The following is a 24388-nucleotide window of genomic DNA, read 5'->3' as shown; positions in this document are numbered from 1 at the left end:
CGAACTAGCGTCGCCGCGCCGAGCGCACGCCGGAGAGCTCGTTCACGATTTTGAGCACCCGCGCCAAGCGGCCGGACTCGGCCACTTCCACGGTAAACGTCATCCACGCCGTGCCTTTGACAGACTGGGTCTGCACGCCGATGACGTTCATCTTTTCCTTGGCAAACACCTCTGAGATATCGCGCAGCAGCCCCTGGCGGTCCATGGCCTCGACCGCCACGTCCACTGGGTAGACGTTGCCATCTTTGCCACCGGGTGCGCCCCACTCCACTTCAATCAAACGGTCGCCACTGCGTTGCACCATGTTGCGCAGGTTGGAGCAGTCCGACCGGTGCACGCTCACGCCTTTACCGCGTGTCACAAAACCGCTGATCAAATCGGGTGGCGCCGGTTTGCAGCACTTGGCCAACTGGGTCATCAGCGAGTCGATACCTACCACCAGCACCCCGCCCTTGCCGCCGGACACACCGCGCGGCTTTTTGAGCGGCATGTAGTCGTCTTGTGCGCCCACAGGCTCGGGCGGGCGCAGCAGCAGTTCGATGTTGCGCAACGAAAACTCGTCTTTGCCCACCACCTCAAACAGGGCGTCGGCATGGTTGAAGCCCAGCTGGTTGGCCAGATCGTCGAGCTTGATGGCGGTTTTGCCCTCACGCTGCAGCAGCTTTTCCACCGCCTCGCGGCCCTTGGCCATGGTTTCGCCCATGGCCAGCGCATTGAACCAGGCGCGCACCTTGGCGCGCGCGCGGTGGCTGACCAGGTAGCCCAGTTCAGGGTTGAGCCAGTCGCGCGAGGGGCCGCCCTCTTTCACCGCGGTCACTTCCACGGTCTGGCCGTTTTTGAGGGGCGTATTCAACGGCACCATGGCGCCATCCACCTTGGCGCCGCGGCAACGGTGGCCCAGGTTGGTGTGCACGCTGTAGGCAAAGTCCACAGCGGTCGCGCCCTGGGGCAGTTCCACGATGGCGGCATCCGGCGTGAGCACGTAGATGCGGTCGTCAAACATGCCTTGCCCATCAGATGCGTGCGCGCCAGAGAGATCACGCTCCCAGGCCAGCAACTGGCGCAGCACGGCAATCTTGGCGTCATACGCACCCGCTGCCGTCACGCTACCGCCATAGCCTTTGGCGCCCGCCTCTTTGTAGGCCCAGTGGGCGGCCACGCCATGCTCGGCATGGTCGTGCATGGCCTGGGTGCGGATTTGCACCTCAATGGGTTGGCTGCCCGCATCGCGCACCACGGTGTGCAGCGACTGGTAGCCATTGGGCTTGGGCCGGGCGATGTAGTCGTCAAATTCTTCGGTAATGGGCGTAAAGCGGGTGTGCACCAGGCTGAGCGCCGCGTAGCAATCCGGCACCGTGGGCACTACGATGCGCAGCGCGCGGATGTCGTACACCTGATCGAAACCCAGCGATTTGCCTCGCATCTTCTTGACGATGCTATAGATGTGCTTGGGCCGGCCCTGCACGGTGGCGTGCACGCCTTGGGCGGCCAGCTCGTCGGCCAGTTGCAGGCGCAGACGCTCGACCGAGGCTTCGCGCTCGGCCCGCTTTTCGTCCAGCAGCTTGGCAACCTGCTTGTAGGTGTCGGGCTCCATAAAACGGAAAGACAAGTCTTCCATCTCCCACTTGATTTCCCAGATGCCCAGCCGGTTGGCCAAAGGTGCGAACACTTGCAGAGCCTCGGAGGCCAGCCCCGGTGGCACCGGCAGTTTGGTAGCCGCAAAGTGGCGCAAGGTCTGCAGGCGCGAGGCCAAGCGGAGCATGACCACGCGCAGGTCCTTGCTGAAGGCCAGCAGCATCTTGCGTACGCTCTCGGTCTGCAGACCAGGTGCCCCCACGCTCCATCGCTGCGCGAGTCGCTGCCCCCCAAGGGGGCTATCGGCCCCTTGGGACGGCCCGGCGGGACCGGCCGTCTGCGCCATGGGTGCCGCACTGCTGCTGTGGCTGGCCGACTGCTGCGCCAGGCGCGCCATACGCTGCAGGCGCACCAGCTTGGTGGTCTCCATTGCGAGGTCGGCAAAGTTGTCGCCAAACGCTTTGGCAATCACTTCGTGCGGCTTGTTGAGGTGGTCACAGGCATACACCAGGTAGCTGGCGGCCTGCATGGCCTCGGAGCCGCCAATGGTGCGCAAGATGGCGGCCACGGCATCCGCGTGCTGCAACACGTTTTCGCCGGTATCCACCGACTCGGTCGCCAGCAAGGGCTCGGCAAAAGCGCGGGCGCGCTGCAAGGCACCGGCCTGCTCGGGCAGGCTGTCTGCGGTGGCCGCAATCACTTGCGGGGGGGCCAAGGGAATGTCCCCGGCGTACAAACTTTTCATGAAAGGCTCACAACGCCGGGGTAGCTACCCCAGCAAAAAAGAAGTCACAGCGTCCAGTTGGTCCTGCGCAATCAGGGTCGGGGCATGGCCCACACCCGCAAACTCCACCAGGCGGGCTTTCGGGCCACGCTGGGTCATGGCTTGTGCCGTCTCGGGTGACAAAAGATCGGAATCTGCACCGCGCAGCAGCAGCGTGTCGGTGCTCAGGCTGTCATACAGCTGCCAGAGCTGGGCTTGCCCGGCTGCGGCCAACTCTTCGGTCACCGCGCGGAAAGGGATGGCAATCGCCGGGTCGTAATGCAGGCCCACCGTGCCATCAGGCAAGGACTTGACCATGTGGCGCGACAACTCCAGCCACTGCGCCGGTGTGTGCGGCCCGAAACTGCTGGAGATCGCCCACATCGCATCAGCGGCTTGTTGTACGGAACCGAAGGTGCCCGCACGCCCCAGGTAGGTGCCGATGCGCTGCAAGGATGACCACTGGATGACCGGCCCCACATCGTTGAGCACCAGCTTGCGCACCGGCACACCGACCGACGCGGCATGCGCACACACGGCGAGCCCTATCAACCCGCCCATGCTGGTGCCGACCCAATCCAGGGTGGTGGGCTTGAGGTGGGCCAGCAGCCCGAGCATGTCGCCGGCATAGGTTGGCACGCCATAGCCTGCGGGGTCTTGGAGCCAATCACTCTGGCCACGGCCGGCCACATCGGGGCACACCACGCGAATGGGCTGTGGAGAGCGGGCCACCAGCGCTTGGGCCAGCACATCAAAGTCGCGGCCCTGGCGCGAGAGACCATGCACACACACCACCGTGTGGGTGGCATCCGCCTCGCCCCACTGCCAATACGCCATGCGGCGCGGGCCGTTGGCATCAGCGCAGGGTACGTAGTTCAGCGTAGGTTCAGCCATGGTGCAATCACTCGTTTGATAATGACCACATCCTAATGGAATCCCCCCATCACTTTGAGAAGGAAGCAGCATGTTGAAAGGTAAAACCGCCCTCGTTACCGGCTCCACCAGCGGCATCGGTTTGGGTATCGCCAAGGCACTGGCCGCCCAAGGCGCCAACATCGTGCTCAACGGCTTTGGTGATGTGGAGGGCCCCAAGGCCGAAGTGGCCGCCCTGGGCGTGCAAGTGACCTACCACGGCGCGGACATGAGCAAGCCCGCCGAGATCGAAGCCATGATCGAACACGCCAAGGCCACCTTTGGCGGCGTGGACATTCTGGTCAACAACGCCGGCATCCAGCATGTGGCGCGGGTCGAAAACTTCCCCATCGAAAAGTGGGACGCCATCATCGCCATCAACATGAGCAGCGCCTTCCACGCCACGCGCCTGGCCCTGCCCGGCATGCAGGCGAAGAACTGGGGCCGCATCATCAACGTGGCGTCGGTCCACGGGCTGGTGGGCTCCGCCGAAAAATCGGCCTATGTGGCGGCCAAACACGGTGTGGTGGGCCTGACCAAGGTGACGGCTCTGGAAAACGCCACCACCGGCGTGACCTGCAACGCCATCTGCCCCGGCTGGGTGCTGACCCCGCTGGTGCAAAAGCAGGTGGACGCCAAAGCTGCCGCGCAAGGCATCAGCAACGGGGACGCCACCAAACAACTGCTGGGCGAGAAAGAACCCTCCATGCAATTCACCACGCCCGAGGAGCTGGGCGCCTTGGCGGTGTTCTTCTGCTCTCCCGCTGGCGACAACGTGCGCGGTGTGGCGTGGAATATGGACGGTGGCTGGACAGCGCAGTAATTTCAAGTCAAATCGGGCTCTAGCGCCCGATAAGTAAGCGCAAGCAGCTATCAAATAAATAGCAAATTGAAAGCAAAATGCTCTGCAAAAGTTTGCAGAGGCTTTTTTTACGTGCCGCGAATGCTTAGCTGGATTGCTTGAAGGCCATCACCGCCTGGTTGCGCAGGGTGCGCAGCAAGGCCAGCTCTTTCTCATCCAGGTCCAGCGTGCCGTGCTGCAGCTTGTCGGCATAAATCAAGCCGAAGGGGGCCCCCTTGATGTGCAAGGGCAGCAGCAAAAACGCGGGCGCATTCAAGCCGGTGCGGTACCAGCCCGGCAAGCGCTGCACGATGCGAGGCTCGGTGGCATCGCTAATCATGGTGTCTGCCCCGCGGATGCACACCACGCCAAACAAGTCCGGCGTGGTCGCCTTCAAGTGGGTTTTGAAGCCCTTGGTGTGCAGCTCCACGCCCTGCCCCAGCCCGAAGCGGCCGGTCATCATCTCGGTTTTGGCATCGCGCATGCAAAAAATGATGCGGTCGAACTCCAGCGCACGCAGCATGGTTTCCAGAATCATGCGCAGCACGTCGGTGAGCTTGAAGTCCTCCACCATGGCGTTGGTGATGTCCTGAATGCCGGCCGACAAGGTTTCGGCCACCCGCGAGCTGCGCACCACCGGGTCTCCCGGCTCGTCCAGCGGTGCTGCCTGGGTAGCGTGCAAGGCGAAGCTGCCCAGGTTGCCATCGGTCTCGTGAGGCGGGCTGGCAGGTGCGTTGGCGGTATCCGCCGGTAATTGCAGCAGTTTGGCAGCCGCAGAGCCGGGAGCAATCGTCAACTCCATGGCCTGCGCCAGCTCCACCAGTTTCTGGCGGGCCCGCAAAGTGGCCTCGGTGACCGCCTTGCCGCTGCTGCCCATGGCTTGGGCGTATTTCTTCACCACGCTGGCAATGCGGGCATCCACCTCGCGGGCTTCGCTGTGGAGCAGCACATCCGCAATTTCGTTGGAGGCCAGCGCAATCCAGCGGATGCGCTCCGCCGTGTCTTGCGGCGCGGCCGACGGTGGCGCCCCCGCCGGCTTGCGCATGCAGCGCTGGATGCCTGTGGGCAAGCCCCAGGTTTTGGCAATGCCCACACCCAGGTCCTCGTAGGTCAGGCCCAGCACGCTGGTGGCGGCAGCAAGCTCGGTCATCGGGTCGCGGGCGGACTGCATCAGGCTGCGCACGCGGGCGGCCTCTTCCGGAAAGTAAAACTTGGCCAGCAAGCGCCCGAGGTTCTGAAACATGGAGCCGATAAACGCCTCCTCGCTCTCTCGCAGCACCGGGCACAACTCGCCGCCAATGGAGCCGGCCATCAGGGAGCGTAAAAACTCCTCTTTGAGCATGGCGGCATGGATTTTATCCTGCATGTGCTCCAGCAGCACCAGGCTCAAGGCCATGTTGCGTATGCCGTTGAACCCCACCAACTGCACCGCGCGCGACACGGTGCTGATGCTGCCACCCCGGGCAAAGTGGGCGCTGTTCACCAGCCGCAATAGCTTGTTGGTGAGGGCCACGTCCTTGAGAATTTCGTTGGTAACACTGCCCACGCTCTCTTTGTCCGAGCTGGCCATGCTTTGGATGCGGCTCACCGAGTCGGAGAGCGCCGGAAAGTCACTCTTGTGCCGCATGCGGCGCAGTAAAAACTCCAGCGTGGCGTTGTGGGCCGCATCGCTTTGCGTGGATGCACCCTGCAAGGCTTGCATCCACGCTTCCAGAGCGGCAAAGAAATCGCTTGCGCGGGCGAAGCGCTGGGTGCTGTCCAGCGCCAAGGCCCTGTGCACAATGGCGCGCAGCTGGTCATCCACCCCCGCCGGCATCACCTGCGGCAGCGTCAGCTGCTCGTGGGTGACGCGGTAAAGCGCGCGGTAAGGGTCTGACTCTTGCAGCAGTTGCCGGCCCATCAGCATTTCGGCCAGCACCAGCCCGGCAGAAAAAATATCCATGGCCGGCGCAGGCGCCACACCATGGGCGACTTCGGGCGACAGGTAGCCAATGGTGCCCGCATGGCTGGCATCCTCACCGGCATGGCCGGCCTGACGGATGCGGGCGGCGATCCCAAAATCCATAATGCGCGCCCGGCCCGCCGTATCGATCAGGATGTTGGAAGGCTTCAAATCCCGGTGCACCACGCCGGCGGCGTGGGCGACACCCACCGCATCCAGCACATCCAGCATCAAGGCCACGGCCTGGGTGGCGGGCAAGGCGCCCTGCTGCCGCACCATGTGGTCCAGCGTGTGGCCTGCGATGTACTCAAACACCAGGTAGGGCTGGATGCCGTGAATATCGGCCTCGTACACCGGCACGATGTTGGGGTGCGTGACCCGGCCCACACTGCGGGCTTCCTGCAACCACTTGGCCACCGCCTGCTCGTCCGCCCCTACCGAGGTGCGCAACACCTTGATGGCGACTTCGCGCTCCATGCGGGGGTCAAACGCCAGCCACACGGTGCTCTGCGCCCCTTGGCCCAGCATGCGAATCAACTCAAACCGGCCCAACTGTGCGCTGGCATCGGGGTGGGCCAGCACATCAGGGGCGGCACTGGCATTCAATAAATCGGGCATGAGACAACTACAAATTACAGATGAGAGACATAGGTCTCAAAATCAGCCAACGACAGCGGACGGCTGAACAAATAGCCCTGAAACAACTCACAGCGGTGGGCAAGCAAAAAGTCGCGCTGCCCGGCGGTTTCCACGCCCTCGGCAATCACCGAGAAACCCAAACTCTCCCCCAGCTGCAGTACCGTGCGGGCGATGGCAGCATCGCTCGGGTCGGTGAGCACATCGCGCACAAAAGACTGGTCGATCTTGAGCTGGTCGAGCGGTAATTTTTTGAGGTAGCTGAGCGAGGAAAAGCCGGTACCAAAATCATCCAGCGAGCAGCCCACGCCCAGGCTGTGCAGCAGGTGCATTTTTTGGACGATGTCATTCATGTCATGCACCAGCATGCTCTCGGTGAGCTCCACCTTGAGGCGGTCCGGCGGCACGCCGTTGGCCGCCAGCACATCGGCCACTTGCTGCACAAAACTGGGCTGTAAAAACTGCTTGGCGCTGACGTTGACCGACAGCGTCAAGCCGGCCAGTGCAGGCGTTTTTGCCCAGGTGGACAAGGTGGCACAGGCGGTTTGCAGCACCCACTCGCCAATGGGCAAAATCAAACCCGTGTCTTCCGCGGCGGTAATAAATTGGCCCGGCGGCACCAGCCCCAGCTTGGGGTGCTTCCAGCGGATCAGGGCCTCAGCCCCCACCACAACACCATCCGCACGCACCTGCGGCTGATAGACCAAAAAGAACTCTTTGCGCGTCAGCCCCTTGCGCAACTCCAGCTCCAGCCAGTTGGCCTCAGCCACATCGGCGAGCATGATGTGTACCAGCGCCATCAAACCAATCACCGCAATACCGCCATGCACCCAGCCCCCGTAGCGGCGGATGGAGGTGGCAATCAGGTACTCCGACTCAAAGCCCCAGGTAGTACTGGCGAAAACAATAAACGTCACGCCCAGCACCGCGGGCGCGCCCCAACGCAACCACCGCGACTCCCCCCGCAAGACCAGGGTGCACGCCATCATCATCACCAGCAGGTACAGGTGGGAGGTGCGCGGCGCATCCTCGCGGGGCACATCAAAAAACAAGGACATGCCCACGATTACCAGATACGCAACCCCCAGCGTCACCAGAAAAGCCAACCGGGTCCGCCGCTTGTGGGTGAGCCAGCCCACCAAGCCGCCTAGCACCAGCAGCGACAAATCCACCAGAAAAATATTGACGTCACCCCGCCACGCAAAAAACACGGCCCAGCTGCCTCCGAGCAGCGCCGTCAACCCCGCAGCAAACCACAACAGCAAGCGGATGCGGCGGATGTGGATGTTCTCGGCGAGGTCTGGCGAACTCATGCGGGCTCCAGCCGGGATGCCGACGCCACCACAAACCCGGCAAACGCCTCTGCCGGCAAGGGGCGACTGAACAAATAGCCTTGGTACATGGTGCAGCCATTGTCAAACAGAAAGCGCTGCTGTGGCTGGGTTTCCACGCCTTCGGCAATCACCGCCATGCCCAGGGTGCGGCCCAGGGCCACAATGGTTTGCACTATCGCCGCGTCGTTGGGGTCGGTGAGCACATCCTGCACAAAGCTCTGGTCGATCTTGAGCTGGTCCAGCGGCAGGCGCTTGAGGTAGGACAGCGAGGAATAGCCGGTGCCAAAGTCATCCAGCGAGAAGCCCACACCCCGCGCCCGCAGGGCAGACATTTTGGTGATCACGTCGTCCAGGTTATCGGCCAGCAGGCTCTCGGTCAGCTCCAGCTTGAGGCGCTTGGGGTTGGCACCGGTGTAGTCCAGCAGGCCGAGGATGTAGTCGGCAAAATCCTGCTGGCGGAACTGCCGCGAACTCACATTCACCGCCAGCGTGAGTGCCTCCGTGGCGGGGTGCCGTGCCCATTCCACCAACTGGGCGCAGGCGGTGTCGAGCACCCAGCTGCCCAGGTTCAAAATATGGCCCGACTCCTCGGCCACCGGAATGAACTCGGCCGGGGACACGGCACCGCGCACCGGGTGTTGCCAGCGCAGCAGGGCCTCTGCACCCAGCACCGTGCCGTTCACATCCACCTGCGGCTGGTAGTGCAGTGCAAACTGGCCTTGCAAAATGCCTTGGCGGATGTCGGCCTCCAACTCCGCACGCCGGCTTACCGCCGCCTGCATCTGCGGGTCAAAAAACTGCATGCCATTGCGGCCGGCGTTTTTGGCTTGGTACATGGCCAAGTCAGCCTGCTTGAGCAGCTCGTCCACCCCGACCTCGTGCCCGCTGTACAGCGTCAAGCCCACACTCGGGGTGCTATGAAATTCGTGGCCCGCCAGGTTGTAGGGGCGGTTCAGGGTGGTAATGATTTTTTCTCCCACCAAAGTGGCCTGCGACGCCGCCGCATCGTGGGCGGCGTCCAGCCCTTCGAGCATCACCACGTATTCATCGCCGCCTAGGCGGGCCACGGTGTCTTCCTCCCGCACTGTGTCGAGCAGGCGCTGGGCCACTTGCTGCAACAATAAATCGCCTTTGTCATGGCCCAGGGTGTCGTTCAGGGTTTTGAAGTGGTCCAGATCAATGAACAGCAAGGCGCCGCAGGCACCGCTGCGGGCACTGCTGGCCAGGGCGTGGCGCAGCCGGTCCAGCAGCATGCGCCGGTTGGGCAGGCCGGTGAGCGGGTCGTAAAACGCCAGTTGCCGGATCTGGTCTTCCGCCGCCTTGCGCTGGGTGATGTCGGTCACGGTGGCCACATAGTGGCTCACAGCACCGGTGTCATCCGCCACCGCCGTCACATGCAGCCACTGCGGATACACCTCGCCGTTTTTGCGCCGGTTCCAGATTTCGCCCTCCCAAGTGCCTTTCTCGACCAGGGTGTCATTCATTTCCTTGTAGAACGCGTTGTCGTGCCAGCCTGAGCTGAACATGGTGGGCTGGCGGCCCAGCACCTCGTAATCCTCGTAGCCGGAAATTCGGGTGAAGGCCTGGTTGACCCGCAAAATTTCCCGCTGGGCGTTGGTCACCATCATGCCCTCTTGGGCTTCAAAGGCAGTGGCGGCCACCCGCAACTCCGCTTCGGTGCGCTTGCGCTCGGTCAGGTCAATATCAAAGCGGAAAAACTCGGCATGGTCCGTCGCCCCTTCCACAGCGGCGTAGCTGGAGAGCACCGGCACCTCGTGGCCGTGGTTGTGCAGCATCACCAGCTCTTGGGGCGCCAGCGCCTCGCCGGTGTCGTGCATGGTGCGCAAGGCCTCCAGCGCCTGCGCCTGGTAGGGCAAGGAAACCAGCGCTTGCAACCCGTCGCGGCCCAGCACCTCTGCCTCGGGGTAGCCGTACAGCTTTTCCGACGCGCGGTTCCAGTAGGTAATAGTGCCGTCTGCCCGGTAGCCCTGCACCGCCACGGAACTGATGTTTTGCAGCAGCCCACGAAAGCGCGCCTCCGACGCGCGCAGGCGCTCCTGAGCGGCGTGGTGTTCGGTCACATCGCGCACCAGCAACAGCACTGCGGGGGTATCAGCAGCTGCCGCGCTGTGCAACGGCGCCACCGCGTGCAGGCGGACTTCAAACTGGCGCAGGCCCTGGTCTGTTGCCCAAGCGCACTCCACCGTGCGCACGTCCCCGGTGTGCAAGGTGGCGCGAATGTGCTCCAGCAGGGCCCCTCTCTGAGATTCAGGCACCGGATTTGCACAGGCGCCAGAGGCGCTCAACGCCTCCACACAGCGGCCCTGTGCATCCATCAGGCACAGCACGTCCGGCAGGGCCTGCATGGTCAACTGCAACCGGCCTACTTGCCGGCGCAGGGCGCGCACGCTGCGCTGTTGCACCCACAGGCAGCCCAGCAAACCCGCCACGCACAGCCCCAACGCCAGCGTCAGCAGCCAGCGAAGCAAACCGTCTCCAAATGCGTAGGGTGTATCCAAGTAATCCTCCCCGAATACCTGTTCGGGTCATTATGGCGCGCCCGTTGTCATCTTCCCAAGATTTGTAACATAGTGTCAAACTCGGGCCCGGCGGGGGCGACTCCGCTCGCCAGCCGCGCAAAATCTGCCTTGTTACATATTTCGAGGACGCCATGCAGCCCCAAGCCAACCGACCCAACAAAATCCTGGTGGTGGATGACGATGCGCGCATCCGCGACCTGCTGCGCCGCTACCTCACCCAGGAAGGGTTTGAGGTGCTGCTGGCCGAAGACGGCAAGTCGCTCACCCGCATCATGCTGCGGGAAACGGCAGACCTGATCGTGCTGGACCTGATGATGCCGGGCGAAGACGGCCTCTCCATCTGCCGCCGCCTGCGTGCCGCCAACGATCTCACGCCGGTCATCATGCTCACCGCCAAAGGCGAAGACATTGACCGCATCGTGGGTCTGGAAGTCGGCGCCGACGATTACCTGGGCAAGCCTTTCAACCCCCGCGAGCTGCTGGCCCGCATCCATGCGGTGCTGCGCCGCCGGCCTGCACAGGAGGCCCCCGGCGCTCCTTCCAGCGACAACGAAGTGGTCAAATTCGGCACCTTTGTGTTTGACCTCGGGCTGCGCACCCTCAAAAAAGCTGACCAGGAAATCACCCTCACCACCGGTGAATTTGCCATGCTCAAGGCCCTGGTCCGGCACCCGCGTATTCCCCTGTCGCGCGAAAAGCTGGCCCAGCTCTCGCGCGGGCGGGAGTTCGAGCCGTTTGACCGCAGTCTGGATGTGCAAGTCTCCCGGTTGCGCAAAATGCTGGAGACCGATCCCACCACCCCCCGCTTTATCCAGACGGTATGGGGCGTGGGCTATGTCTTTGTGCCAGATGAAGCGGCCGCCAGCTAACTACCGGTAGACGCGTTTGCAACAGACCCAGATTCCCGACTTTGACGCCAGCACCCCCGCCGAGCTGGCCGAGGAGATCACCGCCAGCGGCTGGCGCAAGCCGTTTTCCCGCGTCAGCCTGTTTTGGCGTACTTTTTTTCTGCTGGCAGTGCTGCTCATCGGCAGCATCCTGGCGTGGCTGCAAACCCTGCGCGCCCTGGAGTTTGAGCCGCGTGCGGTGCAAACAGCGCAGCTGCTGGCCTCCCAAGTCAACCTGAGCCGGGCCGCGCTGGTGTATGCGGACGGCATTGCCCGCATTTCGCTCATCAAAACCATGAAGGACGAGGAAGGCCTGCGCATCGTGCCGCGTGAGCCTACGGACACCTTTGCCTCCAAAAACAACGATGCTTTCAGCCGCCAGGTGATCGAAGAGCTCGGCACCCGCCTGGGCCAGGGCACAGTGGTCGCCAGCAGCATGAACGGCCAACCCGGCCTGTGGGTGAGCTTCCAGATCGACAAGGACGACTACTGGCTGCAAACCGACCAGACCAAGTTCAACCCCGCAGGCGGCACCACCTGGCTGATCTGGCTGCTGGTGGCGGCGGTGCTCTCTCTTGCAGGTGCTGCGCTGATTGCGGGTCTGATCAACCGCCCGCTGAAGGAGCTGTCTTTTGCCGCCAGCCGCATGCGCGAAGGCAATTTCACCGCCAGCCAGTTGGACGAACACGTGAACACCAGCGAAATCCGCGAGGTCAACATCGGCTTCAACCGCATGGCCCAAAAGCTGGCCAAGGTGGAGCAAGACCGCGCGCTGATGCTGGCCGGCATCTCGCACGACTTGCGCACGCCTCTGGCCCGCCTGCGACTGGAAACCGAGATGAGCGTGAGCAACGAAGAGGCCCGTGCCCACATGGCGGCCGACATCAGCCAGCTCGACGCCATCATCGACAAGTTTCTGGACTACGCCCGTCCTGACCGGGTGAGCCTCACCCCGGTGGTGCTGGGCGATGTGGTGGACACCTGCATCTACAGCATGCGCAAGCTGCACGATGTGCAGATTCAGGTAGAGCTGGAAGACGACTTGCTGGTCTACGCCGACGAGGTCGAGCTGGGCCGCGTGCTGACCAACCTGCTGGAAAATGCCCGGCGCTACGGCAAATCGGTGCACACCGGCATTGCCGACATCCACATCCGCGCAGTGGCCAAAGAGAAATGGGTGCTGATCAAGGTGCGCGACCACGGCATCGGCGTGGCGCCCGAGCAGCTGTACCAGCTCACCCAGCCCTTTTTCCGGGGCGAGGCAGCTCGCACCGCGGCCAATGGCGCCGGCCTGGGGCTGGCGATTGTGGAAAAAACCATGCAACGCATGGGCGGCACCTTCCACCTGGCCAACTCCAGCCGGGGCGGGCTCACCGCCCACCTGCGGTTGCAGCGGGCGACCCGGCTTTGATCTTGTTTTGCAGGTAACTCAGCTCTTGCTGAGCAAGACTACAGCCCGCGCCTCCATGGCGCGGCCCTCGCCCACCGGGCCCATTTTCTCGGCCGTTTTGGCCTTGACGTTCACACAGCCGATATCCAGATCCAGCACAAACGCAATGCGCTCCCGCATGGCCTGAATATGCGGTGCCAGCTTGGGCGCTTGGGCGATCACGGTGCTGTCCAGGTTGATGATGTGGTAGCCCAGCGCCCGCACGTCCGCCGCCACTTTGGCGAGTAACACGGTGGAATCGGCGCCCTTGTACTGCGCATCGGTGTCCGGGAAGTGCTTGCCGATATCGCCCAGTGCTGCGGCACCCAGCAGCGCGTCGGTGATGGCGTGCAGCAAGGCGTCGGCATCCGAGTGGCCCAGCAAACCCTTGGTGTGCGGAATCTCGACGCCGCCCAGAATGAGCTTGCGGCCCTCGACCAGTTGGTGGGTGTCCCAGCCTTCACCGATACGGATGTTCATAGTGCGTTACCTGTTGGGGTTGAAATAGACCTCTAGCGCAGGTGGAATATGCGCGAACAGCTATAAAAAAGATAGTAATAAACGCGACCTCAAGCACGCGCCGCCAGCACCGCCGCCGCCAAAGCGAAGTCCTGCGGGTAAGTGACCTTGAAGTTCTGGGCACTGCCTTCGACCAGTTTGGGGCTTTGGCCCACAAACTCCAGCGCGCTAGCCTCATCCGTCACCGCATCACCGGCCGCTTGCAAGGCGGCTTGCAGGGCTCCAAGGCGGAACATCTGCGGCGTTTGGGCCAGCCATTTGTCGCTGCGGTCCACGGTAGCCGCTACACGGCCGCCGTGCTCTTGCTTCAAGGTGTCGGGCAGTTTCAGGGCCAGCAGGCCACCCACAGCGTCGTGTTGGCAGGCATCTATGAGCCGGTTCACGTCAGCGGGGGTGATCAAGCAGCGCGCGGCGTCGTGCACCAGCACCCAGTCGTGCAGCTGCGCACCTTGGGCCATCAAGGCAGAAATACCGTTAAAAACGCTGCTGGCGCGCGTAGCGCCTCCGCAAGCAGCTACAAAAACAGGAGCGCCCACGAGCTTGGGGGCTGACTCAAAAAACGTGTCCCCCGCAGACACCACCACCTGAATGCCCGCCAGCCGCTCTACCGCCGCCAGCGCCTGCAAAGTGTGCAGCACCATGGCGCGGCCTCCCAACACCGCGTATTGCTTGGGGCCCGCTGCGCCAGACCGGCTGCCGTTGCCAGCGCAGGGCACCAAGCCCCACAGGCGGGCTGGTGCGGCGGGAAGCGAGGGGGCCGTGCGTGCGTCAGCAGGCGACGAAGGGGATATGGACGGTATCTGGGTCATAGTGCGAGCGGCCATTCTAAAATCACCCCAGCGCACTGACGCCCCACGCCGGATTTTTCTGGCGCGGGGCTTATTGCACGCCAGCCGCCCTTTCAGGCGGCTGCACCTATTTTGGCCGCCCTGACTGCACCACACCGATTCATGGACCTCCCCAAGCTCTCCCCCGGCAAACGTTTCACCCTGCCCCGCCCCGTTGGCTCCGCCGACGCCATGTTGCTGGCGCGCCTGGGCGCCCGGGAAAAAGCAGCCGGCAAGCCCATGACGGTGGTCACGGCAGACGCCAGCGATGCCCAGCGCTTGCTGGACGAAATCGCCTTTTTCGCGCCCGACTTGCGCTGCGCCCTCTTCCCCGACTGGGAAACCCTGCCTTACGACACCTTTTCGCCGCACCAGGATCTGATCAGCGAACGTCTGGCCACGCTGTGGCGCATCAGCCAGCGCGACAAGGAAAACGGGGCCGACGTGGTCATCGTGCCCGCCACCACCGCGCTGTACCGCTTGGCGCCCCCCAGCTTTCTGGCGGGCTACACCTTTGAATTCAAGGTCAAACAAAAGCTGGACGAGGCGCGCCTCAAGAGCCAGCTCACATTGGCGGGCTACAGCCATGTCACGCAGGTGGTGAGTCCCGGCGAATACGCGGTGCGAGGCGGGCTGATCGACCTGTTCCCCATGGGCAGCCTGGTGCCCTACCGGGTGGATTTGTTTGACGACGAGATCGACAGCATCCGCACCTTCGACCCCGACAGCCAACGCAGCTTGTATCCGGTGCCCGAAGTGCGCCTCTTGCCCGGCCGCGAGTTCCCCATGGACGACGACGCCCGCGCCAAGTTCCGCAGCCGCTGGCGCGAACTGCTGGACGGCGACCCGACCAAGAGCCGGATTTACAAAGACATCGGCAACGGTGTGGCCACCGCGGGTATTGAGTACTACCTGCCGCTGTTCTTTGAAGAAACCGCCACGGTGTTCGACTACGTGGGCGCAGACGCCACCGTGGTGCTGCATGGCGATTTGGAGCCGGCCTTCCAGCGTTTCTGGCAAGACACCAAAGACCGGTACCGCCTGGTGCAGGGCGACCCGGACCGCCCGGTGCTGCCGCCCGAGAGCCTGTTTTTGGGCACGGAGCAGTTTTATGGCAAGGCGAACGAACATGCCCAACTCGCCGTGCGTGCTCAGTCCGAAGGCACCGAGTTCACCGAGGTCAGCCCCCTGCCCGAGCTGGGCGTGGTGCGCGGCACCGAAGAACCGCTGGCCTTGCTCAAGCAGCACGCCCGCAACACCCAGCAGCGCCTGCTGGTGCTGGCCGAAAGCGATGGCCGGCGGGAGAGCCTGCTGGACTTTTTGCGTGCCTCGCAGTTCAGCCCGCCCGCCTTTGACAGCCTGCAGGAGTTTCTGGACAGCAAAGAGCCCATCGGCATTGCCACCTCGGGCCTGACCAAAGGCTTCAGCTGGCTGGAAACCGGCATCGACCTGATCACCGAGACAGAGCTGTTTGCCGCAGGCCCCACCACCCGCCGCCGCAAAAAACAGGAACAGGTCAGCGATGTGGAAGCGCTGATCAAAGACCTCTCCGAGCTGAACGTGGGTGACCCGGTGGTGCACAGCTCGCACGGCATCGGCCGCTACCGGGGCCTGATGCACATGGACATGGGCAACAAGAACGCGGCGGGAGAGCCTGAGTTGCAAGAATTTTTGCACCTGGAATACGCCGACAAAGCCACGCTCTATGTGCCGGTCAGCCAGCTGCAGCTGATTTCCCGCTACACCGGCGTGAGCGCCGATGAGGCGCCCTTGCACCGCCTGGGCAGCGGCCAGTGGGAAAAAGCCAAGCGCAAGGCGGCTGAGCAGGTGCGCGACAGTGCGGCCGAGCTGCTCAACATCTACGCGCGCCGCGCGGCGCGCGAAGGCCACCCCTTCCGCTACAGCCCAGGCGACTACGAGACCTTTGCCAACGACTTCGGGTTCGATGAAACCGCTGACCAGAAGGCCGCCATCCACTGCGTGATCCAGGACATGATTTCGCCCCGCCCCATGGACCGCCTGGTCTGTGGCGATGTGGGTTTCGGCAAAACCGAAGTGGCCTTGCGCGCCGCATTCATCGCGGTCACCGGGGGCAAGCAGGTGGCGTTTCTGGCGCCTACGACCCTCTTGGCTGAGCAGCATTTTCAGACCTTGGTAGACCGCTTCAGCAAATGGCCGGTGAAGATTGCGGAGATGAGCCGCTTTCGCAGTGGCAAGGAAATTACCGCCGCGCTCAAAGGCGTGGCCGATGGCACGGTTGACATCGTGGTGGGCACGCACAAGCTCTTGTCTGAGTCCACCCAGTTCAAAAACCTGGGGCTTTTGATCATCGACGAAGAGCACCGTTTCGGCGTGCGCCACAAAGAGCAGATGAAGGCGCTGCGCGCTGAGGTGGATGTACTGACGCTCACCGCCACCCCTATCCCGCGTACGCTGGGCATGGCACTCGAAGGCCTGCGCGACCTGAGCGTAATTGCCACCGCCCCGCAGCGCCGCCTCGCCATCAAAACCTTTGTGCGCACCGAGGGCAATGGCGTGATCCGCGAAGCAGTGCTGCGCGAGCTCAAGCGCGGCGGGCAGGTCTACTTCCTGCACAACGAGGTGGAGACCATCGAGAACCGCCGCCAGAAACTCGAAGAGCTGCTGCCGGAGGCCCGTATAGCCGTGGCCCATGGCCAGATGCCCGAGCGCCAGTTAGAGGCCGTGATGCGCGACTTTGTGGCCCAGCGCTACAACCTGCTGCTGTGCTCCACCATCATCGAGACCGGCATTGACGTGCCGAGCGCCAACACCATTGTCATGAGCCGAGCCGACAAGTTCGGCCTCGCCCAGCTGCACCAGCTGCGCGGCCGCGTGGGGCGAAGCCACCACCAAGCCTATGCCTACCTGATGGTGCCCGACATCGAGGGCCTGACCAAACACGCCCAACAACGCTTGGACGCCATCCAGCAGATGGAAGAGCTGGGCAGCGGCTTTTACCTGGCCATGCACGACCTGGAAATCCGGGGGGCCGGCGAAGTGCTGGGCGAAAACCAGAGCGGCAACATGCTGGAAGTGGGCTTTCAGCTGTACAACGAAATGCTGTCGGAAGCCGTGCGCTGCCTCAAAAACGGCCAGGAGCCCGACTTACTCAGTCCGCTCAACGTCACCACCGAGATCAACCTGCACGCCCCCGCCCTGCTGCCCGACGACTATTGCGGCGACGTGCACTTGCGCCTGTCCTTCTACAAAAAGCTGGCCACCGCCAAAACCACCGATCAGGTGGACGGGCTGCTGGAAGAAATTGTGGACCGCTTCGGCAAGCTGCCGCCCCAGGCGCAGACGCTGATCGACGTGCACCGCCTACGTGTGATCGCCAAGCCCTACGGCGTAATCAAGGTCGATGCGGCACCCGGCGTGATGAACATCACCTTCAAAAAGAACCCGCCGGTGGAGATGATCAAGCTTATCGAACTGATCCAGAAGAACAAGCACATCAAGCTGGCCGGCAACGAGAAGCTGCGCATCGAGCGCGAGCTGCCCGAAGTCAAAGACCGGGCGCAGATGGTGCGCGACATCCTGCGCTCTCTGGGGCAACCCGTCGCGGAGAAGGCCTCCGCATAGACCGAATCAGGCTCTAGCGCACATCCTATCTGCGCCAGCAGCTATTAAATTTATAGCAAATAACTTTATGCCCAGTACCGAACTCTCCCCCGGCCTCGTCGTCCAAAACCTGCCTGCCTCGCTGCGTTTGAGCGACTACAAGCTCATCGCGTTTGACATGGACTCGACCCTCATCAACATCGAGTGCATCGACGAGATTGCCGATGCCGTGGGCCGCAAAGCCCAGGTGGCCGCCATCACCGAAGCCGCCATGCGCGGCGAGATCACCGACTTTAAAGACAGCCTGCGCCGCCGTCTGGCCCTGCTGCAGGGCGTGACCGAGGCCGACCTGCACGCCGTCAAGACCGAGCGACTGCGGCTGAACCCCGGTGCGGCTGCGCTGGTCGCTGCCTGCAAACAATCGGGGCTGAAGGTGCTGCTGGTAAGCGGCGGCTTCACCTACTTTGCCTCGCATGTGTGCGAGCTGCTGGGCATTGACTTCATGCGCTCCAACGCCCTGCAAATCGAAAACGGCGCGCTCACCGGGGCTTTGGTGCAGCAGGCCTGGGGCGATATTTGCGACGGCGCCGAAAAACGCCGCACATTACTGGAAGTCGCGTCGCTGATGAACATCCGCCCCGATCAGTGCATCGCCATGGGTGACGGCGCCAACGACCTGCCCATGATGGGCGCTGCGGGCCTGTCGGTGGCCTACCACGCCAAGCCTGCCGTGCGCGAGCAAGCGCAGGTAGCGATCAACGAGGGCGGCTTGGACCGCCTGTTGGAAGTTCTAAAGGCCTGATGGTCTGCTAAAGACCTTGAGGAGGCGGTTGGGACGCTTGGCCGAAGTCCCTCAGGCGCTGTGGACCGTGGGCTGCCCCTGCTCCACCACAAAAGCGGCCAGCGTGCTGATTCCGCTGTCTGCGCGGGTTGCGTCATCCACCACCCGCAAGCGCACGCTGAGCTGTTGCGGGGTGAACTCCGCCACCCCATAACCGCGCCGCTCACGGTCGGCCATGACGAAGTGCGGGTTCTCGGCCAACACCTCCGCCAAACCCTTGTTGTCCCCACCGCGGGAGGTGATGCTGGTACCGCAGAACTCCACCCCCACCGCTTGGCTGTCCGGCCGCGCGTAATCGGCTTTGACGTGCCCCACCCAATTGGAGTGCACATCGCCGCCCAGAAACACCGGGTTGCTGACCTTGTAGCGCTGCAAGGCCTGGGTAAGACGGGTGCGTGCGGGCGCGTAGCCGTCCCACCCGTCGTTGTGCAGCACCAGGCCGTCACCGGACTTGAAGTCCCGCTGCCCGAACACGGTTTGCTGGGCGATCACACTCCAGGTGGCGCCGCCGGTGGCCAAACACTGATCCAGCCAGCGCTCCTGCTCCATTCCGAGCAAGGTACGGGCGGGATCATTCCAGCTGGCGCAGGCCACAGGATTCACCCCGCTGGAGCCGAATGCCCCGCCTTTGGTACAGGCCTGCCGGTCGCGGTATTGGCGATCGTCCAGGGTGTGCAGCACCGCCAACCGGCCAAAAGCCACGCGGTCATACAAGCGCAACTCGCTGCCGGTTTGCATCACACCCGCCATCGCCTTTTGCAACACCGAAGCCCGCAAGGGCATGTGTTCGTAATAGGCCTGGTAAGCCGCCAGACGACGTGCGGCAAAGTCCGGCACCTCCGGCCCGAAGGTGCCTTGCACTCCGCCGGCGTAATCGTTCTGCACCTCGTGGTCGTCCCAAGTCATGATCCACGGGCAGGCAGCGTGCATGGCCTGCAGATCAACGTCACTTTTGTACAGCGCATAGCGGGCGCGGTAGTCATCCAAAGAGATAGTGGCGTTGGTGGGCACGCGCCGCACAGACTTGCTGCTGCCACCGTACTCGTAGATGTAGTCGCCCAGGAACATCACCGCATCGAGGTTTTCAGCGCGCATGTGCCGGTAAGCGCTGTAAAAGCCGTGCTCCCAATGCTGGCAGGACGCATAGGCCAAGCGCAGCTTCTGCGCCACCGCACCCGGCGCAGGAAAGGTGCGGGTGCGCCCGGTAGCACTCACGGCATGCCCGACCTGAAAGCGGTAGAAATACCAGCGGTCCGGCTCCAGGCCCTGCACTTCTACGTGTACTGAGTGCGCCAGTTCCGGCACGGCATCCACCGAGCCGGCTTGCACCATGCGCTGGAAGCCTTCGTCATGCGCCACCTCCCAGCGCACGGCCACCGGGGCCGAGCCCCACGGGGCGGAATCAGCGGCTTGCGCCTGTACCAACCGTGTCCACAGCACCACCGAATCGTGCCGCGGCGAGCCACTGGCTACGCCCAATGCAAACGGGTCACTCGCGAAACGGGGCTGGGCGCGGGAACGATCCGGCAGCCACAAGCCCCCGGCAATGGCACCTGCCATCGCCAGCACACGGCGCCGGTCGAGGAACGATGGGGTGTCCGCCGCCATGGTGAATATGCGGTTCGCCTACTCCGCAGCGATCTGGCGCAATGCCTGCTCAAACACTTCCGGCGGCTGCCCACCGGAGATCAAATGCCGGTCGTTGATGACCACGGCCGGCACCGAGTGAATGCCGGCATTCAGGTAAAACTGCTCTTGCTCCCGCACCGCGTCGGCAAACTCATCGCCTGCCAGCACGGCGCGTGCCTCGTCACCCGACAAACCCACCGATTCAGCCGCCTCCACCAGCACCGTATGCTGGCTCGGGTCCTTGCCATCGGTGAAATAGGCCTTGAACAGCGCTTTTTTGAGCGCGGTTTGCAGGCCGGTGTCTTCGGCCCAGTGCAGCAGGCGGTGCGCGTCAAACGTGTTGTAGATGCGGGCGCGCTTGTCCATGTTGAAGGTGAAGCCCAAGGCCTCACCCCGCGCGCGGATGTTTTCGCGGGCAGCAGCGGCCTGCTCGGGCGTGGAGCCGTATTTTTTGCTCAGGTGCTCGGTGACGTCTTCGCCCTCGGGCACCATTTGCGGATTCAACTCAAAGGGTTGGAACTGCAAATCCACCTCCACCTCGCCACCCAGGCGGCTCAGCGCGGTTTCCAGCGACTGCAGGCCGATGGCACACCAAGGGCAGGAGACATCGGAAACAAAATCGATTTTCAATCGCTGGGTCATAAATATTTAAATAGTTAAAAAACTTGCGCAAGCGGCATAAAACAAAGTTTACAATTACAACGTTTTTGCCACTTAAATCACCAAATCATGTCCGCTGTGCGTTTTTTGGTTGCCGACAGCAGCCCTGCATTACAAACCTTTGTCAAAAACCTGCTCGTGAGCTACGGCTTTGAGGCGGCGTGGGTGCACACCAGCCGCGATCCGCAGTCTGCCTTGGCTGCGGCCAAGGAGCAGGCACCGCACTTTTTGCTGACCGACTGTTTTGCCAAAAGTGCCTTAAACGCAGTGGCCCTGGTGCAAGAACTCAAAGCCCTCAACCCCGATCTTCGCTGGGCGCTGATGAGCACCCAACTCCACCCCGAATTGAACGACACCGCACGTCACCAGGGCGCGATGTTTCAGTTGGAAAAGCCTTTTGGCGTGCACGACATGCAATCCGCCATGGGCAAAGCCCTGGAGCAATGGGGCCGGGACAACCACGAGGTCGGCCGGCGCATGCCTGGCTACCGCCGCCCCCGCATGGCCCCCACCGCGCCTCTGGTGCCTGACACCCCCACGCTCAAGGCAGGCGATCTGGTGGACTACCAAGGCACCCGCGACCGGGTGCGCTACGTGATCTTCCGGCGTGTCGAGCTGCTGGTGCAGCTCGACAGCACGCCGGGCATGCTGCCGGCCACCAAGCTCCGAAAACTGTAGCAGCAGGCGCTTACAGCGCCTGCCCCAGGCGGGCAATACCCTCTTGAATCTTGGCCACGTCCGCCGTGGCAAAGCTCAGGCGCAGGGTCGTCTGGTCCGGGTCATGGGCATAGAACGGCGCGCCCGGCACAAACGCCACCAGCTTGTCGATAGCCCGCTTGGCAAAGTCGCCCGCGTGGGTGGGCTTGCCGTGTGCGCCCGTCAAACGGGCCCAGAAGAACATGCCGCCCTGCGGAGCGTCAAACGCAATCGCATCGCCCAACTCCGATTGCAAGCACGCCGCCATCACACGGGCCCGCTCTGCATAGGTGGTGCGCACGGCTGCAAGCGCCGTGGGCAAGCGGTTCAGGGTGAGGTAATGGGCGGCGGTGGCCTGGGTCAGGTTGCTGGTATGGGCATCGCTGAACTGCTTGCACATGGTGGCGCGGCTGAGCAAAGCAGGCGGCGCGATCAGCCAGCCCACGCGCAAACCGGGGCTCAGCACTTTGCTGAAGCTGCCGCAATGCGCCAACCACTCGCGGCTGCCGGGCACCTCGTCACTCAAGGCCAACAGGCTGGGCGGAGGCGCTTGGTCAAAAAACAGCTCGCCGTAGGGGTCGTCTTCCACCACCAGGGTTTGGGTACGGGCGGCGATTTCCAGAATGCGCTTGCGGCGTTCCAGGCTCAGCATCGCCCCGCTGGGGTTGCCGAAGGACGGAATCAGGTACACCAGCTTGGGTTTGTGTTCTTCGATCAAGGCTTCGAGCTTGTCCACATCCACGCCATGCGCATCGATGGGGGCGCCAATCACCTGCGCACCATAAAGGCGGAAGCACTGGATGGTGGCCAAGAAGGTAGGCGCCTCCATGATGACTTTGTCGCCAGGGGAAATCATGGTTTTGCCGATCAGGTCCAGCGCCTGCTGGCTGCCGGTGGTGACGATCAGCCCGTCCGGCGCCACCGTGGCGCCTTTGCCGGCCATGTGCAGGCTAATGCCTTCGCGCAGGGGTTGCCAGCCTTCGGTGGCACCGTATTGCAGTACCGGGCCCGGGTTGGCGGTGAGCACGGCGTCGGTTGCCTGGCGGATGCCCTCCACATCAAACAAGGCAGGGTCAGGAAAACCACCGGCAAAGCTGATGATGCCGGGCTTGCCCAGCAGCTTGAAAAGTTCACGGATGGCGGAGGTTTCTACGTTGTTCAGACGGTCGGCAAATTGCATATTCTTATTTCACAATTCAAACAAAAAATTATTAATAGTCAGTACAAAACAAGATTCACAAGCAGCAAAAGTAGGAGTAAATTGTCTCCGACAACGGCCCGACAGACGAACCAGGAGACACCATGACCCAGCTCGCAGCGTTCTTTGAAACAGTCAAATTGCCCTCCATGTCCGAGGTGGCGCATGCGCTCATTCAGTCCCTGAATGATGACAGCACCAGCGTCCCGCACATTCGCGATCTCATCGCCAAAGACCCGGCCCTGTCCGCCAAGCTGCTGCGCCTGGCCAACAGCGCCCAGTTCGGGCTGCCGCGCGGCGTCAGCAGCTTGGATGATGCCATCAGCATGGTGGGCATGAGCAAGGTGCGTACTTTAGCGCTGGGGGCCTGCCTGAGTGAGGCGTTTCCCGACATTCCGGGCCTGGACCGCCAGGAATTCTGGCGCACCAGCATGGCCTGCGCCGGCTACGCGCAGTGGCTGGCCACGGGCCTGGGCATGGACGGCCAGCAAGCCTGGCTCACCGGCATGATGCTGCGCTTGGGCGAGCTGCTGATCGTGCAGGCCGAGCCGGAGGTGTTGCAAGAGATTGAAAAGCTGCCCCACATCCCGGGTGTGCGCTGGCAGCGCGAAGCCCGCCTGACGGGCTTTACCGAAGGGCAAATCACCTCCGAGCTGGCACGGCGCTGGAACTTTCCGCCGCAAATGGTGCAGGCCTTGGCCCAGTCGGCAGAGCCGGTCACCACCCACGGCTTCTCACGTCTGGCGGGCATATTGCATCTCGCCGGCCTGATGGCTGAAACCGACCACAACGGCCCCGAAGTGATTGATACACTGCCCGCAGACGTTTTGGGCGCGCTCATGCTGGACATCGACTGGCTGCACGCCAAATTTCCCAAAGAAGACAGTTTTGTAAATATCACCCACCTGTGAAACCTGCCCAGATCGACCAGTTTTTCGCCACCCTGCAGGCCGCCAACCCTCACCCCCAAACCGAGCTGGAATTCAGCTCGGTATTTGAGTTGTTGGCGGCCGTGTTGTTGTCCGCCCAGGCCACCGATGTGGGCGTCAACAAGGCCACCCGCAAGCTGTTCGCCGTGGTCAATACGCCGCAAAAAATTCTCGATCTTGGACAGGAAGGCCTGGAAGCCCACATCAAAACCATCGGCCTGTACCGCAGCAAAGCCAAACATTTGATGGAGGCCTGCCGCATGCTGGTGGAGTTGCATGGCGGCCGTGTGCCCGCAGAGCGCGAGGCCCTCGAAGCCCTGCCTGGCGTGGGGCGCAAAACCGCCAATGTGGTGCTTAACGTGGCCTTTGGCCAGCCCACCATGGCGGTGGACACCCACCTGTTTCGCCTGGGCAACCGCACCGGCATGGCACCGGGCAAAACGCCTTTGGAGGTAGAGCAAAAACTGCTCAAACGCATTCCCGAACGGTTTTTGGTGGATGCCCACCACTGGCTGATCCTGCATGGCCGCTATGTGTGCCAGGCACGCAAACCTTTGTGCTGGCAATGCAGCGTAAATCAAGCGTGTGGATATAAACTCAAGACGCCTGCACCCGCAGGCTGACAGACACCGTAACCAGCAAAGCTTC

General features: G+C 62.9%; 18 protein-coding genes. 8 read left to right on the top strand and 10 right to left on the bottom strand.

Annotation, left to right across the window (positions count from 1 at the left end):
• Window positions 1-4: 4 nt before the first annotated feature.
• Complete coding sequence (locus FDM28_RS11585; RefSeq protein ID WP_138515345.1) at window positions 5-2320, bottom strand: RelA/SpoT family protein; 2316 nt, start codon at window positions 2318-2320, stop codon at window positions 5-7.
• Window positions 2321-2344: 24 nt separating this feature from the next.
• Entirely contained in the window at window positions 2345-3232 is an 888-nt protein-coding gene (locus FDM28_RS11580) for an alpha/beta fold hydrolase (RefSeq protein ID WP_138515344.1), read from the bottom strand.
• 70 nt (window positions 3233-3302) lie between these two features.
• Between FDM28_RS11580 and FDM28_RS11575 the strand changes: the two genes are divergently transcribed.
• Window positions 3303-4073: a 3-hydroxybutyrate dehydrogenase gene (locus FDM28_RS11575; protein WP_138515343.1), complete on the top strand. Its 771-nt coding sequence runs from the start codon at window positions 3303-3305 to the stop codon at window positions 4071-4073.
• A gap of 124 nt (window positions 4074-4197) precedes the next feature.
• Here the strand turns inward: FDM28_RS11575 and FDM28_RS11570 are convergent, their stop codons facing one another.
• Genes FDM28_RS11570 through FDM28_RS11560 form a run of 3 tightly spaced genes read right to left on the bottom strand, consistent with a single transcriptional unit; the run spans window position 4198 to window position 10492 of the window.
• Window positions 4198-6651, bottom strand: coding sequence for a serine/threonine protein kinase (locus FDM28_RS11570; protein WP_138515342.1), 2454 nt, complete (start codon window positions 6649-6651; stop codon window positions 4198-4200).
• A gap of 14 nt (window positions 6652-6665) precedes the next feature.
• Entirely contained in the window at window positions 6666-7982 is a 1317-nt protein-coding gene (locus FDM28_RS18170; RefSeq protein ID WP_138515341.1) for an EAL domain-containing protein, read from the bottom strand.
• Complete coding sequence (locus FDM28_RS11560; protein WP_138515340.1) at window positions 7979-10492, bottom strand: EAL domain-containing protein; 2514 nt, start codon at window positions 10490-10492, stop codon at window positions 7979-7981. Before FDM28_RS11560 ends, FDM28_RS18170 begins: the two co-directional genes overlap by 4 nt.
• 182 nt (window positions 10493-10674) lie before the next feature.
• Between FDM28_RS11560 and ompR the strand changes: the two genes are divergently transcribed.
• Entirely contained in the window at window positions 10675-11412 is a 738-nt protein-coding gene (gene ompR, locus FDM28_RS11555; RefSeq protein ID WP_138515339.1) for an osmolarity response regulator transcription factor OmpR, read from the top strand.
• Window positions 11413-11428: 16 nt separating this feature from the next.
• On the top strand, window positions 11429-12841 hold the full coding sequence (locus FDM28_RS11550; protein ID WP_138515338.1) for an ATP-binding protein: 1413 nt from the start codon (window positions 11429-11431) through the stop codon (window positions 12839-12841).
• 18 nt (window positions 12842-12859) lie between these two features.
• On the opposite strand, the gene ispF is transcribed toward FDM28_RS11550, so the two are convergent.
• A complete protein-coding gene (ispF, locus tag FDM28_RS11545) occupies window positions 12860-13339 on the bottom strand; it encodes a 2-C-methyl-D-erythritol 2,4-cyclodiphosphate synthase (protein ID WP_138515337.1) in 480 nt (159 codons plus the stop codon).
• Between the two features lie 89 nt (window positions 13340-13428).
• The gene (gene ispD / locus FDM28_RS11540) at window positions 13429-14187 is read right to left on the bottom strand and encodes a 2-C-methyl-D-erythritol 4-phosphate cytidylyltransferase (RefSeq protein WP_138516267.1); all 759 of its coding nucleotides are present in this window, start codon (window positions 14185-14187) and stop codon (window positions 13429-13431) included.
• A 141-nt stretch (window positions 14188-14328) separates the two neighbouring features.
• Between ispD and mfd the strand changes: the two genes are divergently transcribed.
• Window positions 14329-17808, top strand: a complete 3480-nt coding sequence (gene mfd, locus FDM28_RS11535; protein ID WP_138515336.1) for a transcription-repair coupling factor — start codon at window positions 14329-14331, stop codon at window positions 17806-17808.
• Between the two features lie 67 nt (window positions 17809-17875).
• Window positions 17876-18589: a phosphoserine phosphatase SerB gene (serB, locus tag FDM28_RS11530; protein ID WP_138515335.1), complete on the top strand. Its 714-nt coding sequence runs from the start codon at window positions 17876-17878 to the stop codon at window positions 18587-18589.
• A gap of 51 nt (window positions 18590-18640) precedes the next feature.
• On the opposite strand, the gene FDM28_RS11525 is transcribed toward serB, so the two are convergent.
• Together FDM28_RS11525 and FDM28_RS11520 are read right to left on the bottom strand one after the other, a co-directional pair.
• On the bottom strand, window positions 18641-20236 hold the full coding sequence (locus FDM28_RS11525) for an alkaline phosphatase D family protein (protein ID WP_138515334.1): 1596 nt from the start codon (window positions 20234-20236) through the stop codon (window positions 18641-18643).
• 18 nt (window positions 20237-20254) lie between these two features.
• The gene (locus FDM28_RS11520; RefSeq protein ID WP_138515333.1) at window positions 20255-20899 is read right to left on the bottom strand and encodes a DsbA family oxidoreductase; all 645 of its coding nucleotides are present in this window, start codon (window positions 20897-20899) and stop codon (window positions 20255-20257) included.
• Window positions 20900-20986: 87 nt separating this feature from the next.
• On the opposite strand from FDM28_RS11520, the gene FDM28_RS11515 reads away from it, so the two are divergent.
• Window positions 20987-21595 carry a DNA-binding transcriptional response regulator gene (locus FDM28_RS11515; RefSeq protein ID WP_138515332.1) on the top strand — a complete coding sequence of 203 codons (609 nt, stop codon included), beginning with the start codon at window positions 20987-20989 and terminating at the stop codon, window positions 21593-21595.
• 10 nt (window positions 21596-21605) lie between these two features.
• Here FDM28_RS11515 and FDM28_RS11510 read toward each other — a convergent pair whose 3' ends face one another.
• Complete coding sequence (locus FDM28_RS11510) at window positions 21606-22793, bottom strand: aminotransferase-like domain-containing protein (RefSeq protein ID WP_138515331.1); 1188 nt, start codon at window positions 22791-22793, stop codon at window positions 21606-21608.
• 122 nt (window positions 22794-22915) lie between these two features.
• On the opposite strand from FDM28_RS11510, the gene FDM28_RS11505 reads away from it, so the two are divergent.
• Both FDM28_RS11505 and nth read left to right on the top strand, forming a co-directional pair.
• Window positions 22916-23722 carry an HDOD domain-containing protein gene (locus FDM28_RS11505; protein ID WP_138515330.1) on the top strand — a complete coding sequence of 269 codons (807 nt, stop codon included), beginning with the start codon at window positions 22916-22918 and terminating at the stop codon, window positions 23720-23722.
• A complete protein-coding gene (gene nth, locus FDM28_RS11500; protein WP_138515329.1) occupies window positions 23719-24363 on the top strand; it encodes an endonuclease III in 645 nt (214 codons plus the stop codon). The genes FDM28_RS11505 and nth overlap by 4 nt, the downstream gene beginning before the upstream one ends.
• Window positions 24364-24388 lie beyond the last annotated feature (25 nt).

Source organism: Rhodoferax bucti, from assembly GCF_005876985.1.
GTDB lineage: Bacteria > Pseudomonadota > Gammaproteobacteria > Burkholderiales > Burkholderiaceae_C > Allorhodoferax > Allorhodoferax bucti.
Note: the sequence above shows the minus strand (reverse complement) of the source record. Positions and strands in the feature narration are given on the sequence as shown.

Excerpts from the sequence above, each read along its gene's own strand:
- FDM28_RS11505 (WP_138515330.1), top strand. The coding sequence starts at position 22,916 with ATGACCCAGCTCGCAGCGTTCTTTGAAACAGTCAAATTGCCCTCCATG.
- FDM28_RS11510 (WP_138515331.1), bottom strand. The coding sequence starts at position 22,793 with ATGCAATTTGCCGACCGTCTGAACAACGTAGAAACCTCCGCCATCCGT.
- FDM28_RS11520 (WP_138515333.1), bottom strand. The coding sequence starts at position 20,899 with ATGACCCAGCGATTGAAAATCGATTTTGTTTCCGATGTCTCCTGCCCT.
- ispD (WP_138516267.1), bottom strand. The coding sequence starts at position 14,187 with ATGACCCAGATACCGTCCATATCCCCTTCGTCGCCTGCTGACGCACGC.
- FDM28_RS11525 (WP_138515334.1), bottom strand. The coding sequence starts at position 20,236 with ATGGCGGCGGACACCCCATCGTTCCTCGACCGGCGCCGTGTGCTGGCG.
- FDM28_RS11585 (WP_138515345.1), bottom strand. The coding sequence starts at position 2,320 with ATGAAAAGTTTGTACGCCGGGGACATTCCCTTGGCCCCCCCGCAAGTG.
- mfd (WP_138515336.1), top strand. The coding sequence starts at position 14,329 with ATGGACCTCCCCAAGCTCTCCCCCGGCAAACGTTTCACCCTGCCCCGC.
- FDM28_RS18170 (WP_138515341.1), bottom strand. The coding sequence starts at position 7,982 with ATGAGTTCGCCAGACCTCGCCGAGAACATCCACATCCGCCGCATCCGC.
- FDM28_RS11575 (WP_138515343.1), top strand. The coding sequence starts at position 3,303 with ATGTTGAAAGGTAAAACCGCCCTCGTTACCGGCTCCACCAGCGGCATC.
- ompR (WP_138515339.1), top strand. The coding sequence starts at position 10,675 with ATGCAGCCCCAAGCCAACCGACCCAACAAAATCCTGGTGGTGGATGAC.
- ispF (WP_138515337.1), bottom strand. The coding sequence starts at position 13,339 with ATGAACATCCGTATCGGTGAAGGCTGGGACACCCACCAACTGGTCGAG.
- FDM28_RS11580 (WP_138515344.1), bottom strand. The coding sequence starts at position 3,232 with ATGGCTGAACCTACGCTGAACTACGTACCCTGCGCTGATGCCAACGGC.
- FDM28_RS11570 (WP_138515342.1), bottom strand. The coding sequence starts at position 6,651 with ATGCCCGATTTATTGAATGCCAGTGCCGCCCCTGATGTGCTGGCCCAC.
- FDM28_RS11515 (WP_138515332.1), top strand. The coding sequence starts at position 20,987 with ATGTCCGCTGTGCGTTTTTTGGTTGCCGACAGCAGCCCTGCATTACAA.
- serB (WP_138515335.1), top strand. The coding sequence starts at position 17,876 with ATGCCCAGTACCGAACTCTCCCCCGGCCTCGTCGTCCAAAACCTGCCT.